This window comes from Maribacter sp. UBA3344, assembly GCF_002362375.1.
Taxonomy (GTDB): domain Bacteria; phylum Bacteroidota; class Bacteroidia; order Flavobacteriales; family Flavobacteriaceae; genus Maribacter; species Maribacter dokdonensis.
The window spans coordinates 209,382-225,926 of sequence record NZ_DERI01000021.1 but is presented as its reverse complement, the minus strand read 5'-3'; the positions used below and the strand labels follow the sequence as shown (position 1 = coordinate 225,926).

Below are 16,545 nucleotides of genomic sequence, written 5' to 3'. Positions count from 1 at the left end.
CATCTAAAACTGATTTTCAAGCTCAAGGCTATCCGCTGCCTGTAATGCTTTTTTAATAGCAGTACTCCACAGTGCATAGCCTTGCTTGTTCAAATGTAATCCGTCAGAAAGGTATAACTCTGGAATAGGCCTATTATCCGTAGTGATCATTTGTGCAAACACATTAATGTATTGGGCATTAAGCTCAGAAATAAAATATTTTGACAGCATTAAATTAGTTTCCATGATCAGCGGGATCAGATGTTCACGCTCTACACTTGGCTTTAAACTTATAAGCGCCAATTCTACATCTGGGTATTTATTCTTGATCAATTCTACCAGCTCCATACACCCAGAAAGAACTTCTTGGGGTGACTTGCCATCATTTAAATCATTTTCACCGGCATACAACACAATTTTAGACGGATTTGCCTCTACAAATATTTCATCAAAATAATGAATACACCAAGCAAAAGTAGAACCGCCAAAACCCAGGTTAACCACATTGAACGGGCTCAAGTCCCTTTTCATATTCACCCAAAGCCGTACAGATGAACTACCATAAAAGGCAATTAAATTATCTTGGGTAGGCAATTTGGCCACTCGTCTTTTAAGTCGCTTTATTTCATTACACCATATTGCAGGTGGCTCTTCTAAACTATCCGCACCTGAGTTAGATACGTTCAATTGCTCTGCTCTTTCAATTGCCGCTTGCACATACCCTTTATACTCCTCTTGGTATTGCTCCATAAAAGCATATAGATCTTCATTGTTTTTAGAAGGCACCTTTTCACTCAAAAGAAAAGGTTCTTTAATGGCACAATAATATAAAGATTTACCAATTCTGTGGTCAAAATTCACCATGACTATAGGAACAATGTATGGTTCCGGCTCTGTATGCATTGCTAGTTTAAAAGCACCCATTTTAAATGGCCCAGGAGATTCCTCAGTTCTATAAGATGTCCCTTCTGGGCTTATGATTAGGTTATATTCCTGCTTTAAGTACTTAGAAGCCTCGCTATAAAATATGCTTCGCGCCTGTTCCTTTTTATTACTTGTCGTTTGTTCAGATTCTTTGGTGTAAACATTGATATAGCCTAGATTATTGTAATAATTTTGATGGCCATACTCCTGTCCTTGTCCAATACGAACAGTTCTAATACCCGGTTCTCCATATTTCTTATACAGTACCATAGCACTTAGAAAATGAGAATCTAAGGTTATTTGAAAATTATTGTTCAAGGTATAATGTGCATCATTGATCAAGTGATTATAAATAAAGATATTCCCTGTTTTATCAGGTAAATTATCCCATCCTTCAATAATGTAGGGTACGTTTTTAAAGACCTTCATAGTCAATTCCGCACATACCTTTCTATTCAGCATTACATCATTACTATTCTTTTCCGCAACGTTTTCATACATCTGCTGTAACCCACTGACAAAATGGTGCTCCTTTTGATCTTCTCCCAATAATTCTAAACTCAATGAGGCTATATGACGTTCTAACGCTGTACCGTTTTTTAACAAATTGGCAAGTGCTTCATAAGCAAATTGCTTTGTAGTCATACTCTTTAAAAGATGTGGTACTTGGTGTAAAGGCGATGAAAGCAATAAGCGCGATTTGTTATTCTTGATCAATTGATATACGGCTTGCAAACTATGTTTTCCCAACAAACCAACATATCTAACAAAAGCCGCATTCAGTTGGTTGCCCATGAGCCAAAGCAACCGTTGATAAAATTGACCTTCAAAGGCATCATCTCTCTGAAACAATTTCATGAGATCACATTCCGGTATAAAATAGGCAGATGTCTTTGTATTGGTAATCGCAGAGCAAATATCTTTTTCCCTTAAAAGACAAGACCACCCAAAAACAAACCCAGAGTTTTTTATAGAGCGTTGTTTAATTTCAATGGTATTTTCAATTCTTTTTATAGTAACCTCGCCATGAATTAGAATAAATAACCCGTTACTAGAACCGTCTTGCACATACAACACCTCATCTGGTTCATATTCACGCCTTTCCGCCAAGGCGGCCAGTGCCATTAAATTTTTCTCCTCAAAAAAATCTAAAAACGGAGAACGTCTCATCAATGAGACTATTTCTTCTTGTTCCGTTACCGGGGAAATAAAAAATTGTCTATCCTCTACAAAAGGCTGAAACCTTGCCGGGCTCAACAATTCCGTTTGTTTCAATAATGCAGTACGCAAAACATGATATAACTTGGCACCTATGTTTTTCAACAGAACGTTTTGGTGCCCCTTTTTTAAGTATGCATCAAGATCGTTAAAAGGAATTTCAAAGAATGAAGCTTTTGCAGATGCCACCGTTGCTTTATAAGTGAAGCGTTTAGGCGTGTTAAATCCGTTTAAACCAATAGTTGAAAATGGTTCTGAATTTTGGCAAACCAAAATATCGCTCTCTGGGCTATCTAAAGAAATATAGTAATTTACGCTTCCTTCAATAAGCCATCTAAAAGTGTTTACCTTTTTGTGAATATAACTAATAGCATACCCTTTTTCGTATGTTTTTAATACTCCTTTAGGGAAGTATTCCTTTAGTTTTTCAGCACTTATTTCTTGTCTTAAAAGTCTAGTTTGGTGTGTCATGCGCCTTCTAACTTAACCAGATAAAACCTAAAAAAGAAACCCTACACACATTAAAATCAATTTATCATTTTAAGAAAATAATATTGGTCAAAACCATAAAAATGGTACCCTTAAAATTAGAATTACCAAATTAAATTTTCCCACTCACTTTTTACAAAGGCTTTTGTTATCTTACCTACTCAACAACTAATTTGACCACACCATGAAAACCATCAAATTTTTATTTGTGCTATTGATGATTGCACCTATGACCTTACAATCTCAACGTAGAAAAAGTAAAATCACCCAACCATCAATTACATTAGAAGACTCTCTTTTTACAGGATTAAAATGGAGAAATATTGGTCCGTTTAGAGGAGGAAGAAGTGTAGCATCTACCGGTGTGGTTGGTCAACCCATGGTGTATTATATGGGAACCGTTGGTGGCGGAATTTGGAAAACCACGGATGATGGAATCACATGGAAAAATGTTTCGGACGGATTCCTAAAAACGGCAACCGTTGGCGCCATATCTGTATCTGAAAGTAATCCGAATATTGTAATTGCCGGCATGGGCGAACATGCGGCAAGAGGTGTCATGACCTCTATGGGAGATGGTGTTTACAAATCTACCGATGCGGGTAAAACTTGGAAACACATAGGGCTAGACAAAACACGGCACATTTCTGATGTCATTATTGACCCTACAGACCCAAACATCATTTTTGTTTCGGCACAAGGTGCACAATATGGACCTTCTACAGAAAGAGGCATTTATAAGTCTACCGATGGCGGTGATACTTGGAAAAATGTTCTTTTCGTAGATAATACTACTGGAGCATCTGGTCTTACAATGGATATGACCAACCCAACCATACTATATGCCGCTATGTGGCAACACAGACGTTATCCCTGGACAATGGAATCTGGTGGAAAAAACTCAGGTATCTATAAATCTACCGACAGTGGTGAAACTTGGCAGCAATTAACCCAGGGGTTACCAAAAGAAATGGGGAAAATTGGTATTTCTGTATCTAGGGCCAACCCTGAACGTGTTTTCGCGGTGATCGAGGCGGAAGGAGAAAAGGGCGGAGTATACCGTTCTGATGATGCCGGTAAAAAATGGAAATTGATCAATAAAGACCGTATTAATATTGCCCGGTCTTGGTACTATATGGAAATTTTTGCCGATCCCCAAAATGAAGATATTGTCTATGTGCTAAATGCACCGGTCACAAAATCAATAGATGGTGGTATATCTTTTACACCGTTGCCAACACCACATGGCGATAATCATGACTTATGGATAGACCCTTTGAACAACCAACGCATGATAAACTCTAACGATGGTGGTTCTAACGTTTCCAATAACGGTGGAAAAAGTTGGAGCACACAAGAGAACCAAAATACTGCACAATTCTACAGGGTAATTACAGATAATTTGGTGCCGTATAACGTTTATGGCGGGCAACAAGATAATTCTACCGTTGCCATTGCGTCAAGAACAAACGATAACGGAATAGATTGGAAAGATTGGTACGCAGTTGCAGGTGGGGAAAGTGCCTTTTTAGCTTTTGACCCAGACGACCCAAAATTGATTTATGGTGGCACATACCAAGGAAATATTGACAAGTGGAACGCAAGTACCAAAGAGTCAAAACCCATTAAAGAATACCCTGAATTAGGATTAAGTATATCCCCAGAAAATGCAAAGTACCGTTATAATTGGAATGCCCCAATTATTACCTCTCCACATGACAGAAAAACAATTTACCACGGCGGCAATGTAGTTTTCAAATCAACCGACGAAGGTCAAAGCTGGTCAGTTATTAGTCCTGATTTGACCCGTAATGAAAAAGATAAGCACGGACTTGGCGGTAGACCCTTTACCAATGAAGCCGCAGGAGGTGAAATTTATAACACACTTGCCTATTTGACAGAATCTCCACATGAAGAAGGCGTAATTTGGTCAGGTAGTGATGATGGTTTGGTACATGTAACCAAAGATGGGGGTGCTAATTGGTCAAATGTTACTCCCATAGGTGCCAAAGATGGTATTATCAATAGCATTGAAGTATCTCCACATGATCCGGCAACAGCTTACATCGTGTTAATGCGCTACAAATCGATGGACTTCGAAAATTACATTTACAAGACTACGGACTATGGTACTACTTGGACAAAAATCACCAATGGCATTACCGGTGACAACACCTTTACCAGAGTGGTTCGTGAAGATAAAAAGGTAAAAGGTCTACTATATGCGGGTACCGAAACGGGCTTATTTGTTTCTTTAGATGATGGCACGCATTGGCAACCTTTACAGTTGAATTTACCTTTAACCCCTATTAACGACCTTATTATTCAAGATAATGATTTGGTAGCTGCAACTGCCGGTCGTTCATTCTGGATCTTGGATGATTTAGCTGCTTTACAAAATGCCAGTGCACCAAAACAGGCTTTGAATATTTTTAAACCCAAAAACACCTATTTATTCATTGGTGGATATAGCGAAAAACCCGTGCCAGGCATAGGAAGCAACCCCAAAAGCGGCGTTACTTTTGATTATTACCTAAACGAAGCACAAGATAGCACTGAGCTAAAATTAGAAGTTTTAAAAGATGGAACGGTCATAAGAACAGTTTCCAACCAAAAAGACAAAAAGTTTAGTTCTTGGCCAGGCGGACCATCAAAACCAGCCGTATTGCCTTCTAAAAAAGGATATAACCGTTTTACTTGGGATTTTAAAAGAGACCCACTACCCGCAGTTGAAAAGGTATTTGTTCTGGGCGGATTAGATGGTTCTATTGTTGGTCCAGGAGATTATCAACTTAGACTTACTTTAGAAAATGAAACCGCAGAAACCTCAGTAAGCATTTTACCTCTCCCTAACATAGAAGCAACCAAGGCAGATTACGAAGAGCAACAAAACATGTTGAAAACCATAGAAGCTACCGTAATAGAAATACATACTGCAGTGAATGATATGCTATCAGCAAAATCTCAATTAAAACAGTATAATCAATTACTTGAAGACAACACAAAAGCAGAAGCACTTTTAAAACAAGGCGATTCTTTGATCAAACGAATTTCATCTTGGGAAGAAAATCTTATTCAACCCAACCAAAAAACCTTTCAAGATGTTATAAATTTCGAAAATAAACTAAACGCGCAATTATTGAATTTAAGAGGATATATTGACGTAGCAGAACCCAACGTTACAATGGGCGCAAAAGAAAGATTACGTGATTTACTTGCTATATGGGGCAGTTTTAAAACAGAACATAATGCTATCATCAATACAGAAATGAAGGCATATAATACCCTATTCCAAAGTTTAGAAATCCCTGCAATTATATTACCGCAAGCACAAAATTAAAATTGAGTTGGAAAAACTAATACTAGACCAGACTTTTAAAGGCGAAAATTATACCATTTCCCGTTTGCCACGTGCAGAATATGAAAATTGCATTTTTGAAAGATGCGATTTTTCCAAAGGATACTTGGACAACCAAATCTTTTTGGAGTGCGAGTTTATAGATTGTAACCTAAGTAATGTGAATTTGGTGAACACGACATTTAAAGAAGTTAAATTTTCACATTGCAAACTTATGGGTTTAGCATTCCACACATGTAACAGTTTTTTATTGGACTTCTCCTTTTATGATTGTAATTTGAATTTTTCCATATTTACCGAATTAAAATTAATTGGTCAGGTATTTAAAGCCTGTAACCTTTCAGAAGCAGATTTTAGTGACTGTGATCTAAGTAATTCCAAGTTCGTAGATTGTAATTTAGAACGTACCATCTTTTCAAGAACCAATTTACAAAAGGCAGATTTTAGCACAGCAACCAACTTCAATATAGACCCAGAAAACAACACAATTAAAAGCGCAGTCTTCTCTAGAGATACGTTGGAAGGATTATTACATAAATACAAATTGAAAATTTTAAACTAATATTTAAAAACTATGTACGAATATCAATATGTAAAATTAGCCTTAGGAGGAATATTTAATTCTAAACCAAAGTCAAATTACAAAGAAATTATTGATGCCAAAGCTAAAGAAGGATGGCGTTTTGTTCAGATTTTTGCACCTGGCACTTCTACTTATGGTGCAGCATCTTACTTTGAATTGATTTTTGAGAAAAAGGTAGACTAGCATCGTCATTCATTTTGAACACTCTAACTGTCCAAATCGTAAAGTGATAGACGTTAATTATTCAATTGCCGAAACCCTCCAAATAACACCACCGTCATCATCATTTACCAAAAGAGATCCATCTGGGGCAACGGTAACTCCAACTGGTCTACCATATACTTCACCAGCTGCTTCATCAGCAATAAAACCAGTTAAAAAGTCAACTGGTTCTTGGGGTTTACCGTTTTGAAAAGGGACGAATACCACCTTATAACCGGCAAATTCCGCTCGGTTCCATGAACCATGTTGACCAACAAATGCTCCATTTTTATACTTCTCAGGAAATTGTGAAGCGTTATAAAATGTAAGCCCTAAAGAAGCGGTATGGCTACCCAAAGGCACATCGGGAACTATGGTCATATCTACAAGGTTTTGGTGCGGATCATCTTCCCATCTTGGATCATTTATATCTCCATAATAACTATAAGGCCATCCATACCATCCTCCTTTTTTTACACTGGTTAGGTAATCGGGCACTAAATTATTACCAATCTTATCACGTTCGTTAACAGCCGTCCATAATTCACCAGTAACCGGGTTCCAATCCATCCCCACCGGATTACGTATACCACTTGCGTATATTATTTCATCAGACCCATCTGTATTTACCTCTAAAATAGCAGCACGTCTTTCCTCTTTATCCATACCCTGCTCCCCCACATTACTTGCCGATCCAACCGAGATATATAACTTATTTCCTTCCTTATTCGCTATAACATTACGTGTCCAATGGTTATTATAGCCACTTGCAGACAAAGCAACTATTTTTTCTCCTTCCCCTTCAAGCTTGTTCTGACCTTCCTTGTAGGCATACCTATAAAGCCCATCTGTATTAGCGATATAGAAATATCCATCTAAAACCAACATCCCTAAATTTTGATTCAGTTGATCTTTAAACACATATCTTTCATCTATTACACCATCCATGTCGTTATCACGTAATAATGTAATCCTATCAGCGCTATTTTTTGTGTTAGATTCTGCAACAAAAATGTCATTATTAGGTGCAACGTACGTCCACCTCGGATGATCCAAATCTTGAGCAAATATTGCAACTTCAAAACCCGTTGGGGCTTTGGGCAATTTGTTTGATGGCCACGCTATAATTTTACTGTTTTTAGTAACCGATTCAGATGAATATGGAGGTACTAATTCCAAAGGTCCAATAGCGGTTTCCACAACCGATGATCCTGTATTTCGCCATTTTTCTTTTGAATTTTCAGTTAACTGTTTTTTACTACTACAGCTCATTAAAATTGTAGTGGACGCTAGTATAAATAGAATTATTTTCATAGTATTGGTTTACTCTCAAAATTATAGCAACCGTATTAAAAAGTATATCATATACATCTGTTTATAAATACTTTAACAGATTTATAGAAAAAGTTTAAAATATTGATTATTAATACTCTAAATAGATAAAATTCAATTTTTTAAGATTAACAATATCCATTTTAATTGAGTAAAGAATCATATTTATTTGAGCCCAAATTTTAAATAATTAACTTTCTTTCATAATTAAAATTGATGACCAAAGAAATAAAAGCAAAAATCATTCAAGTTTGCGATGCCAAAATAGCAGCGAAAGGAGAAAACGTAGGACTATCGTTCTATGCATTCTTCAAGAACAAAAACGAAAACCCTGAACTATTGATGGAAGTTGCCCAATGGTGGATACTAGATAACAAGTTAGACCATTTTGAGAAGGCGATAAAGATAAGGGATATGATAAAATCTTTAAATTAACCTGTAATGAAAAACAGTTTTTACGTGTTATTTCTACTGTCATTTCTAACTAGTTGCCAGCAACAAAATGTCAACCGTACCGCAGTAGTTAAATCATATTACAGTGCTTTTGATTCAGGAAATTTCAACGCTTTAAAAGCAATTACCAATGATAGTGTTACAATAATTTCTGGCGACTTTACAACAAACTATGATAAAGAAGCTTTTTATGAATTCTATAAATGGGATTCCATTTTTAAACCTACTTACAACACTATTGAAATAGAAGAAGAGAACAATACTGTTTTAGTTACCGTTGCTCAAAAAAATAAAAGAAACAGTTTTTTACAAAACAACCCTCTAAAATTTTAGGTCAGGGTTTCATTTATCAATGGAAAAATCTCCAAATTAGAAGAACTTGAATATATCAATGTTAATTGGAATGAATGGAACCAGCAAAAAAATGCCTTGGTAGAATGGGTACAACTGAATCACCCAGAATTAGATGGTTTTGTGAATGACATGACCATGAAGGGAGCTATGGATTATTTGAAAGCGATTGAATTGTATGAGAAAAAGGAATTATTGAACTAAGTTACTTTTATTTGAAAACGTGAAATGAACAAAATACACCATACCGCTATCATTTGCTCTAATTACAAAATTTCCAAGAAATTCTACACCCATGTTTTAGGCTTAGAAATAATTCGTGAGGAGTATCGCCAAGAACGACAGTCTTATAAATTGGATTTAGCTTTGAACGGAGATTATATTATTGAGTTGTTTTCTTTCCCTAATCCACCAAATAGACCTTCAAGGCCAGAAGCATGTGGTCTACGGCACTTGGCTTTTGAAGTAGATGATTTAGAAAAGATAATTGCCCATTGTAAATCCTACAACGTCATTGCAGAACCTATTAGAATTGATGAGTTCACCAACAAACGATTTACTTTTATTGCAGACCCTGACAACCTTCCTATAGAATTTTACGAAAAGTAAACCTATCCGTTTGTAAACGTTTAATTTGTATATTGTTACAAATACCGAAGTATGAAAATTCTACTATTACTCCTTCTATCGGCCACTGCTATGGTCCATGCACAGAACACCATATCCTTTGAGCCTAAAATGACAAGTCCCAAAGCCAAATTAAGTCAGATAGAATGGCTGGCAGGTCATTGGAAAGGAGAAGCCTTTGGTGGCATTGCTGAAGAAATATGGAGCCCACCTACAGATGGCAGCATGATGTTTTCTTTCCGACTAATTGATAAAGGCGCTGTAAGTTTTTATGAATTCGGACACATTATTGAGGTAGATGATACATTATTATTACAACTAAAACACTTTGATGGTGATTTGGGCGGTTGGGAACAAAAAGATGAAACCGTAGATTTTATATTGGTAAAAGTCGAAGAGAATAAATTTTACTTTGACGATTTCACCATTGAACGTATTTCTGATACAGAGATAAACATGTATGTGGAAGTCAGTGAAGAAGAAGGCACATCAAGTGAAATAACTTTCAACTATCACAGACAATGAAAAGAGAATGTTTAGAATGCGGTTCAGAAGTTATTGGTAGAATAGATAAGAAATTCTGCAATGATTATTGCCGCAACATATATAACAACAAAGTAAACCCTGCTAGCAAGCAGCTTATAAGAAATATCAATAATAGGCTACGTAAAAATTACCGAGTACTGGATAGTTTTCAATTAAAGGATGGAAAAACCAAAACCACGGGCACACGCTTGATCGATAAAGGCTTTGACTTCAATTATGTTACCAATTTATATACCACCAAAAAAGGTACTACCTATTACTTTCTTTATGATTTAGGATACCTCCCATTGGATAATGACTATTACATGATCGTAAAGCGGGAATAGCAAGCCCCCTAGCCCCCAAAGGGGGAATATTATTGATATAAAAAAGGTTTCCTAATAGGAAACCTTCATGTATTTTAAGCTCCCCTTTGGGGTTGGGGGCTAGCTCTATTTCCAATTATGACCACTTAATTTTAGGGCGGCCACAACAATGTCTTTTCTACTAATTTGCCCTACTAAGATATCATTACGCATTACAGGTAATCTTCTTCTGTTGTGCTGGGCAAAAATACCCGCAGCATCAAAAATGGAGATATCATGCGGAATAGTTTCCACCGTTTTGGTCATAAACTTCTCAACACTTTTATCTAAAATAGGCTGATTGAAATACCTACTTTCAGAAATTTGTTTCATACAATCGGCTTCAGAAATGATACCTACTAGAAAACCGTTGCCGTCTAAAACAGGTCCACCAGAAATGCGATGTTTGGCAAATTTCTCCATAACGTCTAAAATTGAATCATCTGGCGAAAAAGTGATTAACTTAGTGGTCATGTAATCGGCCACAAGAATTGGTGCTTCAAATTCTTTTTTAAATACCTTTCTAACGCCTTGAAAGCTTTTGATTCCCATGATAGTATGTTTAGAGGTTGATTACTAAAGATAATAAATAAAATGAAATTTGCTAATAATTTTCGATGTATGTCAATTAATACTCAAAATTTTAATACATTTTAAAAGAATATCGCAATTATGAAAAAAACACCAACCGTATTAACCCTACTACTTATTATTCTTGCCACTTATTGGAGTTTTAGAGTGCTTTTACCTCAATATACGGAAGGGGAAACCGTTGCTGAGACTCAGTTTTCAACAGAAAGAGCCTTAGTACATGTAAAAAAAATGTCTAAAGAACCACATGGTGTTGGTTTTCCTGCACATACCACGGTACGTAATTATATAACAGAGCAACTACGATCGTTAGGGTTAGAAACTACATTACAAGAGGGCTATACGGCCGGGGATTGGGGCAACCTAAGCAAAGCCGAAAATATACTTGCTAGAATTAAAGGCACCGAATCTGGAAAAGCACTTTTGTTATTGAGCCACTATGATAGCAATCCTCATTCATCATTAGGTGCCAGTGATGCTGCAAGTGGAGTTGCCACTATCATAGAAGGTATACGTGCATTTTTAAAAACCAACACACCACCCAAAAACGATATTATAATTTTAATTTCAGATGCCGAAGAATTAGGACTTAACGGAGCAGACCTTTTTGTTGATAAGCATGAATGGTTAAAAGATGTGGGGCTAGTGCTCAATTTTGAGGCTCGCGGTAGTGGCGGACCAAGCTATATGCTCATGGAAACCAATAGGGGAAACAGCAGGTTAATTTCAGAATTTATAGCCGCTAAACCTGATTACCCCGTAGCAAATTCATTGGCATACAGTATATACAAAATGTTACCTAATGACACTGACCTAACCGTATTTAGGGAAGATGGCGATGTTGAGGGCTTCAATTTTGCGTTTATAGATGATCATTTTGACTATCATACCCAAATTGATAATTATGAAAGACTAGATAGAAATACGCTTGCACACCAAGGTAGTTACTTAATGCCCTTACTTAAGCATTTTAGCAACACTGACCTCACGAATTTGAAAAGTTTAGATGACAATGTGTATTTTAACGTTCCCTTTTTTAAGATGGTTTCTTATCCATTTAGCTGGATCATGCCAATGTTGATATTTGCCATTCTCATTTTTATCTTATTATTGATTTTAGGATTCAAGAAAAAAGTGTTGAATGCCAAAGATATATTCAAAGGATTTCTACCTGTACTATTAACCTTAGTTGTTAATGGCATTGTTGGGTATTACAGCTGGCAATTTTTAAAATGGGTGTATCCTGGATATACTGATATTCTTCATGGTTTTACATACAACGGTCATGCCTATATCTTTGCATTCGCCCTATTCTCACTAAGCACATGCTTATATGCATATTATAGATTTAGGGTTATCAAGACAGCTAATCTGTTAGTTGCTCCGTTTATTATCTGGATAATTATTTGTGGCTTGGTAGCCTTATATTTAAAAGGAGCCGCCTTTTTTATTGTCCCTTTATATAGTTTTTTGGTCGCATTTTACGTTCATATCAACCAGAAAAATCCGAATCCGTTTTTATTGTTGTTCTTAGGTATACCGGCACTGTTCATATTTGCTCCGTTCGTACAAATGTTTCCTGTTGGCCTAGGGCTTAAAATGATGGTTGCATCTACCCTATTTACTACCCTCATCTTCTTTTTGTTACTGCCATTAATATCAAAATACAGAAAAAAGGGTGCTTTGGCATTTTTAAGTTTTCTGTTGTTTGCCGGTTTTATGGTATCGGCCCATATGGATTCTGGGTTTACTAAAGATAGACCTAAACCAACAAGTTTATTGTATGTATTAAATGCAGATGACAATACCGCTATGTGGGCAACCTATGAGCATAAATTATCTGATTGGACCGCACAATACATCATAGATAAGCTTGCCGTACCACCACAAATAAACGAAACCATTAGCAGTAAATATGGAACTGATTTCACCTATACATATGAAGCTCCACTTAAAAACATTCCAAAACCTACTATTGAGGTACAGTTAGACACTGTAATCAACAATGTACGTTCTATACGATTATGCATTACGCCCAATAGACCAATAAATCGTTTGGAAGTTTTCACTAATCCAATTGACATCCTAAAGGCAGATGTAAACGGTATTCAATTGTCTGATCATTTTCTACAAAACAGAAATAGTGGTAGATTGATTACCAACTACATCAGTGACAAAAATTTTACCGATATTAATTTAGAATTTCCGGCAGACTCTCCTTTAGAACTGACATTTTACGAAGCCTCTAATGATTTATTAAACAATGAATTATTCTCTATACCTGAACGTAGAGAAGATCAAATACCAATGCCTTTTGTGTTGAACGATGCAATAGTAACCGTACAAAAATTAAAATTTGGTCAATAAAATAGGAATAATAGGTTGTGGCTGGCTTGGGTTGCCCCTAGCCGAAAGTTTAGTGAACGGCGGATTTGAAGTAAGGGGAACTACCACTTCTAGGAACAAAATGGCCGTTTTAGAGGAAAAAGGCATCCAACCATTTCAAATTTCCATTTCCGAGAAGGAAATCAATGGAGATATCCATGCCTTTCTTTCATCCATAGAAGTCCTAATTATAAATATTCCGCCTAAACTGCGTGGCAAAGGTCCCAAGGAAAGCTATATTGATAAAATAAAACTACTGTACCTGGCCATTAAAAAGTCTGACGTAAAAAATATCATATTCGCCAGCAGCACCGCTGTATATGGTGATGCAAAAGGTATCGTGACCGAAGAAACCAAGCCCTTACCTACTACAGCATCTGGCATACAACTACTGCAGTGTGAAAACCTACTGAAAAACGACAACGAACTGAATACCATTATTATTAGATTTGGTGGATTAATAGGTCCTGATAGGCACCCGGTAACGATGCTATCCGGCAGGCAAAATCTTAGTAACGGAGATGCCCCTATCAATTTAATTCATTTGGATGATTGTATCGGTATTATTAAAACGATTATTGCACATAAGCATTTTAACGATGTCTTGAATGCCGTTTATCCAGAGCATCCTACTAAAAAAGAATACTATACCCAAGCAGCCCTAAAGAGAGGCTTGGAACCACCCACATACCATTCCACCGGCAAAAACCTTAAATTAATTCAATTTTGTAAGATTTTTCTTATTAACAATTATCATTTTCATACCCCGCTAAATTGATCATTTACAACACTAGAATATCCTTTCACAACAAAACCTGAAAATCAGCGTTAATATAATATTGACTTTCAACTACTTATCGACGTAATACATACCTTTGTTTAACAATATAAAACCATAATGTTATGAAGAAAGATAAATTACGGGAGAGGGTTTTAGTTGAATTAGAGAAGCTCATCTCCCTAAGTTGTAAGAACCCAACAGGTTCTAAAAAATATGAAGATTTGCATGTGGCACTTTTAAAAAAGCATTACAGTGCTACCAATGTAACCATAGACTATCACCGTCATAGAATTCAAATGGAGGTTATAGAAGATGTTAGTCTTTATGACCCTAAAACGGTAAATACATATTTACCTACATTCTACACGAATCTATTATTCAACAATCTATGTAATTTCTTGATTTCATGTGTAGAAAAGGACAATAAAAGTATTGGTTTTTACACCCAACTTTTAAACTCTTTCAAAGGTTCAAAAAACCAATTAGAGTTAGCTTAAGAAACGCTATTCGTTGTAAATTAAAGACGCCAGAATAGGCGTCTTTTTTTGTTTGGAACATTTAAACCTTTCCTTAACAAGATCATACAGAATAATTTAATAGTTTAGCGCACTTTAAAAGAATCAGATAAATGAAAAAATCAGTTTTAATATTAGTAGCGGCCATTTTACTATCGGGCAGCTATGGATATGCACAGACCAAATCAGAATTACTTAAACATTACGAAGCATTTTATGACCAAATGAGGTTACAAGGTGATGTAGATGGTGTAATTAATGCACTAACTCACCTAAACGTGCTATCACCATCAAAAGAAAGAAATGATACCCTAGCCTATATTTATGCCAATGACAACCAACATTTACAGGCATTGAATATTATAGGGATTGAAAAACTGGATTCAGATTCTAACTTGGCCATACAGGTAAAAGCGGTTTCTTTAAAAGCTTTGAACCAACCAAAAAGGGCGTTAGAGCAATTTGAAGCATTATATGCCAGAGAGCCAAATGCCTACCTTGCTTATGAACTAGCAGACCTTAAGGTACAAACAGGAGATAATGTAGGCGCAATGAAACATGTTGAATATGGTATTGCAAATGCCAAAGACGATATGAAATATGCATTTTATGAGCGTCAGCAACCATACGAAGTACCTTTAAAAGCCGCCTTTATTCATGTAAAGGCACTTATACAGTACAATATGGACAAAACTAATATTGACCAAGCTATAGCTACTTTGGACGAAGCTTTGGCCATTGACCCCAATTTTAATTTGGCCAGCTTAAGCAAGCAAGCATTGACTTCGCGAAAAGAAGCACCTACCGAGAAAAAATAATGTCACTTAAGTTTAAAAAAAAGGCGAATCACTTGATTCGCCTTTTTTATTAATTTGTTTTTAGCTTTTCTAAAAGAGTATTGTCCGTTTCTTTTTTCAGCTCTACCAACTCATCTACCAAATCATTAGGTACCGCAATAGACAGCACATAATGTGCTACCTTCCATTGTCCATCTATCTTTTTCAATACTCCCGATCCACGGCAAATTTTCATTTGTGTATCTAAAAGCTCATCGAACCATGCGAAATCGGCTTCATTATTTATATAAATATTACGCTCAACCGCAGTAAAATTCCAAGCTTTTCCTTTATCAAAATAAGGTTTAGAAAAACTCATAAACGCATCTCTTTGCCAATTTTCGGTAGCATCGGTACCTATAAATACAGCATCATTCGTCATTAAATCAAAATAGGCGTCAAAGTCTGCAGAACCGGCCGCTGCATGCCAACTGTTCAAAGTTTCGGTTATTTGTGCTTTCTCATTATTCTGTGAAAAAACAAATGAGGAGAACAGAAATATAAATAAGCTAATTTTCTTCATTCTTAAGTAGTTCTTCTGGCAACGTATTGTTGACCACAACGTTAAATTGATTTCTAAGATCATTATAGGCCTTTATCATCTGAATCATAGATTCCGTAGGATTTTGTCTATACTCCAGATCGCCCTTGGTTTTTAAAACAAAGGTCTTGAACAGTTTCTGCCTACCCTTAATTTGTTGGATATTGAATTTTTCAGGGTATTCGCTTTCTTCTAGTTTTTTTTGATTTTCTATAATCTCATCGATCACAAGTTCAAAATCTTCTATGTAATCAGAAGAATACATTTTATCAAAACTTTTATCCAAGGCGTTATATTCCAACCAATCTTTTAAAATAGCATGGGCTTTGGTATCCAAACCAATTTTTACGGGCAGGCTGTCTTTTGTAGACTGCCAAAGAGATTCATGTACAACCGTGGTTTCCTTTGCTTCCTCTTTGCAAGAGGCAACTAGGACTATGAGTGATAAAAAAAAGATAATTTTGGACATAAGCGAATGTACAAATTTTAAG

Annotated in this window: 18 protein-coding genes; 13 read left to right on the top strand and 5 right to left on the bottom strand. The window is 36.1% G+C overall.

The genetic code is table 11. The features are described from left to right. Positions 1-3: 3 nt before the first annotated feature. Complete coding sequence (locus tag B2Z27_RS14180) at positions 4-2,592, bottom strand: cyclic nucleotide-binding domain-containing protein (protein ID WP_286814133.1); 2,589 nt, start codon at positions 2,590-2,592, stop codon at positions 4-6. A gap of 202 nt (positions 2,593-2,794) precedes the next feature. On the opposite strand from B2Z27_RS14180, the gene B2Z27_RS14175 reads away from it, so the two are divergent. From B2Z27_RS14175 to B2Z27_RS14165, 3 genes are read left to right on the top strand one after another with little or no spacing between them, the layout of a single operon-like run. Continuing rightward, a complete protein-coding gene (locus tag B2Z27_RS14175; RefSeq protein ID WP_286814132.1) occupies positions 2,795-5,950 on the top strand; it encodes a WD40/YVTN/BNR-like repeat-containing protein in 3,156 nt (1,051 codons plus the stop codon). A 7-nt stretch (positions 5,951-5,957) separates the two neighbouring features. Then, the gene (locus tag B2Z27_RS14170) at positions 5,958-6,530 is read left to right on the top strand and encodes a pentapeptide repeat-containing protein (protein ID WP_286814131.1); all 573 of its coding nucleotides are present in this window, start codon (positions 5,958-5,960) and stop codon (positions 6,528-6,530) included. Between the two features lie 12 nt (positions 6,531-6,542). Further along, positions 6,543-6,734 carry a DUF4177 domain-containing protein gene (locus B2Z27_RS14165; RefSeq protein ID WP_286814130.1) on the top strand — a complete coding sequence of 64 codons (192 nt, stop codon included), beginning with the start codon at positions 6,543-6,545 and terminating at the stop codon, positions 6,732-6,734. 57 nt (positions 6,735-6,791) lie between these two features. On the opposite strand, the gene B2Z27_RS14160 is transcribed toward B2Z27_RS14165, so the two are convergent. Next, positions 6,792-8,066, bottom strand: a complete 1,275-nt coding sequence (locus tag B2Z27_RS14160; protein ID WP_286814129.1) for a PQQ-dependent sugar dehydrogenase — start codon at positions 8,064-8,066, stop codon at positions 6,792-6,794. A gap of 234 nt (positions 8,067-8,300) precedes the next feature. Here B2Z27_RS14160 and B2Z27_RS14155 point away from each other — a divergent pair, with 234 nt between their 5' ends. The 6 genes from B2Z27_RS14155 to B2Z27_RS14130 all read left to right on the top strand — a co-directional run bounded on the left by B2Z27_RS14155 (position 8,301) and on the right by B2Z27_RS14130 (position 10,387). Then, positions 8,301-8,519, top strand: a complete 219-nt coding sequence (locus B2Z27_RS14155; protein ID WP_286814128.1) for a DUF6500 family protein — start codon at positions 8,301-8,303, stop codon at positions 8,517-8,519. A 6-nt stretch (positions 8,520-8,525) separates the two neighbouring features. Further along, entirely contained in the window at positions 8,526-8,870 is a 345-nt protein-coding gene (locus B2Z27_RS14150; RefSeq protein ID WP_286814127.1) for a hypothetical protein, read from the top strand. Between the two features lie 96 nt (positions 8,871-8,966). Continuing rightward, positions 8,967-9,092, top strand: a complete 126-nt coding sequence (locus tag B2Z27_RS14145; protein WP_286814126.1) for a hypothetical protein — start codon at positions 8,967-8,969, stop codon at positions 9,090-9,092. A gap of 24 nt (positions 9,093-9,116) precedes the next feature. Further along, positions 9,117-9,497, top strand: coding sequence for a VOC family protein (locus B2Z27_RS14140; RefSeq protein WP_286814125.1), 381 nt, complete (start codon positions 9,117-9,119; stop codon positions 9,495-9,497). Between the two features lie 51 nt (positions 9,498-9,548). After that, on the top strand, positions 9,549-10,040 hold the full coding sequence (locus tag B2Z27_RS14135) for a DUF6265 family protein (RefSeq protein WP_286814124.1): 492 nt from the start codon (positions 9,549-9,551) through the stop codon (positions 10,038-10,040). Continuing rightward, positions 10,037-10,387 (top strand): hypothetical protein, encoded by a 351-nt coding sequence (locus B2Z27_RS14130; protein WP_286814123.1) that lies wholly within the window; start codon positions 10,037-10,039, stop codon positions 10,385-10,387. The genes B2Z27_RS14135 and B2Z27_RS14130 overlap by 4 nt, the downstream gene beginning before the upstream one ends. 105 nt (positions 10,388-10,492) lie before the next feature. On the opposite strand, the gene B2Z27_RS14125 is transcribed toward B2Z27_RS14130, so the two are convergent. Continuing rightward, positions 10,493-10,957, bottom strand: a complete 465-nt coding sequence (locus B2Z27_RS14125) for a CBS domain-containing protein (protein ID WP_058104175.1) — start codon at positions 10,955-10,957, stop codon at positions 10,493-10,495. 120 nt (positions 10,958-11,077) lie between these two features. Between B2Z27_RS14125 and B2Z27_RS14120 the strand changes: the two genes are divergently transcribed. The 4 genes from B2Z27_RS14120 to B2Z27_RS14105 all read left to right on the top strand — a co-directional run bounded on the left by B2Z27_RS14120 (position 11,078) and on the right by B2Z27_RS14105 (position 15,495). Further along, positions 11,078-13,363 (top strand): M28 family peptidase, encoded by a 2,286-nt coding sequence (locus tag B2Z27_RS14120; RefSeq protein ID WP_286814122.1) that lies wholly within the window; start codon positions 11,078-11,080, stop codon positions 13,361-13,363. Beyond that, positions 13,353-14,159 carry an SDR family oxidoreductase gene (locus tag B2Z27_RS14115; RefSeq protein ID WP_286814121.1) on the top strand — a complete coding sequence of 269 codons (807 nt, stop codon included), beginning with the start codon at positions 13,353-13,355 and terminating at the stop codon, positions 14,157-14,159. Before B2Z27_RS14120 ends, B2Z27_RS14115 begins: the two co-directional genes overlap by 11 nt. Positions 14,160-14,284: 125 nt before the next feature. Continuing rightward, positions 14,285-14,659: a hypothetical protein gene (locus tag B2Z27_RS14110; RefSeq protein ID WP_058104178.1), complete on the top strand. Its 375-nt coding sequence runs from the start codon at positions 14,285-14,287 to the stop codon at positions 14,657-14,659. A gap of 131 nt (positions 14,660-14,790) precedes the next feature. Further along, positions 14,791-15,495: a hypothetical protein gene (locus B2Z27_RS14105; protein ID WP_058104179.1), complete on the top strand. Its 705-nt coding sequence runs from the start codon at positions 14,791-14,793 to the stop codon at positions 15,493-15,495. A 49-nt stretch (positions 15,496-15,544) separates the two neighbouring features. On the opposite strand, the gene B2Z27_RS14100 is transcribed toward B2Z27_RS14105, so the two are convergent. Beyond that, positions 15,545-16,036, bottom strand: coding sequence for a nuclear transport factor 2 family protein (locus B2Z27_RS14100; protein ID WP_210708528.1), 492 nt, complete (start codon positions 16,034-16,036; stop codon positions 15,545-15,547). After that, positions 16,023-16,523 carry a hypothetical protein gene (locus tag B2Z27_RS14095; protein WP_058104181.1) on the bottom strand — a complete coding sequence of 167 codons (501 nt, stop codon included), beginning with the start codon at positions 16,521-16,523 and terminating at the stop codon, positions 16,023-16,025. Before B2Z27_RS14095 ends, B2Z27_RS14100 begins: the two co-directional genes overlap by 14 nt. Between the last annotated feature and the right edge of the window lie 22 nt (positions 16,524-16,545).

What these genes read in the sequence shown, in the direction of transcription:
- B2Z27_RS14180 (WP_286814133.1), bottom strand. Translation starts at nt 2,592, where the DNA reads ATGACACACCAAACTAGACTTTTAAGACAAGAAATAAGTGCTGAAAAA.
- B2Z27_RS14175 (WP_286814132.1), top strand. Translation starts at nt 2,795, where the DNA reads ATGAAAACCATCAAATTTTTATTTGTGCTATTGATGATTGCACCTATG.
- B2Z27_RS14165 (WP_286814130.1), top strand. Translation starts at nt 6,543, where the DNA reads ATGTACGAATATCAATATGTAAAATTAGCCTTAGGAGGAATATTTAAT.
- B2Z27_RS14160 (WP_286814129.1), bottom strand. Translation starts at nt 8,066, where the DNA reads ATGAAAATAATTCTATTTATACTAGCGTCCACTACAATTTTAATGAGC.
- B2Z27_RS14155 (WP_286814128.1), top strand. Translation starts at nt 8,301, where the DNA reads ATGACCAAAGAAATAAAAGCAAAAATCATTCAAGTTTGCGATGCCAAA.
- B2Z27_RS14150 (WP_286814127.1), top strand. Translation starts at nt 8,526, where the DNA reads ATGAAAAACAGTTTTTACGTGTTATTTCTACTGTCATTTCTAACTAGT.
- B2Z27_RS14140 (WP_286814125.1), top strand. Translation starts at nt 9,117, where the DNA reads ATGAACAAAATACACCATACCGCTATCATTTGCTCTAATTACAAAATT.
- B2Z27_RS14135 (WP_286814124.1), top strand. Translation starts at nt 9,549, where the DNA reads ATGAAAATTCTACTATTACTCCTTCTATCGGCCACTGCTATGGTCCAT.
- B2Z27_RS14130 (WP_286814123.1), top strand. Translation starts at nt 10,037, where the DNA reads ATGAAAAGAGAATGTTTAGAATGCGGTTCAGAAGTTATTGGTAGAATA.
- B2Z27_RS14125 (WP_058104175.1), bottom strand. Translation starts at nt 10,957, where the DNA reads ATGGGAATCAAAAGCTTTCAAGGCGTTAGAAAGGTATTTAAAAAAGAA.
- B2Z27_RS14120 (WP_286814122.1), top strand. Translation starts at nt 11,078, where the DNA reads ATGAAAAAAACACCAACCGTATTAACCCTACTACTTATTATTCTTGCC.
- B2Z27_RS14110 (WP_058104178.1), top strand. Translation starts at nt 14,285, where the DNA reads ATGAAGAAAGATAAATTACGGGAGAGGGTTTTAGTTGAATTAGAGAAG.
- B2Z27_RS14105 (WP_058104179.1), top strand. Translation starts at nt 14,791, where the DNA reads ATGAAAAAATCAGTTTTAATATTAGTAGCGGCCATTTTACTATCGGGC.
- B2Z27_RS14100 (WP_210708528.1), bottom strand. Translation starts at nt 16,036, where the DNA reads ATGAAGAAAATTAGCTTATTTATATTTCTGTTCTCCTCATTTGTTTTT.
- B2Z27_RS14095 (WP_058104181.1), bottom strand. Translation starts at nt 16,523, where the DNA reads ATGTCCAAAATTATCTTTTTTTTATCACTCATAGTCCTAGTTGCCTCT.